The 787-nt window shown below is 57.2% G+C and carries 1 other annotated feature (only partly in view).

The window, feature by feature from the left end:
- Nucleotides 1–787, bottom strand: a sequence feature (mutual gap in cmsearch alignment for this rRNA model is longer than 100) (it extends past both window edges: 2136 nt to the left, 1244 nt to the right).

Here is a 787-nt window from a genome sequence, read left to right as displayed (position 1 = left end):
TTCGATGTTTGACGCTTCACAGCGGGTACCGGAATATCAACCGGTTATCCATCGACTACGCCTGTCGGCCTCGCCTTAGGTCCCGACTTACCCTGGGCAGATCAGCTTGACCCAGGAACCCTTAGTCAATCGGCGCACACGTTTCCCACGTGTGTATCGCTACTCATGCCTGCATTCTCACTCGTGAACCGTCCACCACTGCCTTCCGGCGCAGCTTCACCCGGCACACGACGCTCCCCTACCCATCACAGCGGGCGTTGGCCCTCTTGCTGCAATGACACGACTTCGGCGGTACGCTTGAGCCCCGCTACATTGTCGGCGCGGAATCACTAGACCAGTGAGCTATTACGCACTCTTTCAAGGGTGGCTGCTTCTAAGCCAACCTCCTGGTTGTCTCTGCGACTCCACATCCTTTCCCACTTAGCGTACGCTTAGGGGCCTTAGTCGATGCTCTGGGCTGTTTCCCTCTCGACCATGGAGCTTATCCCCCACAGTCTCACTGCCGCGCTCTCACTTACCGGCATTCGGAGTTTGGCTAAGGTCAGTAACCCGGTAGGGCCCATCGCCTATCCAGTGCTCTACCTCCGGCAAGAAACACACGACGCTGCACCTAAATGCATTTCGGGGAGAACCAGCTATCACGGAGTTTGATTGGCCTTTCACCCCTAACCACAGGTCATCCCCCAGGTTTTCAACCCTGGTGGGTTCGGTCCTCCACGAAGTCTTACCTCCGCTTCAACCTGCCCATGGCTAGATCACTCCGCTTCGGGTCTTGAGCGTGCTACTG

The sequence above is a fragment of the Streptomyces griseorubiginosus genome, from assembly GCF_001514195.1.
GTDB lineage: Bacteria > Actinomycetota > Actinomycetes > Streptomycetales > Streptomycetaceae > Streptomyces > Streptomyces griseorubiginosus.
This window is presented reverse-complemented; position numbering and strand designations above follow the sequence as displayed.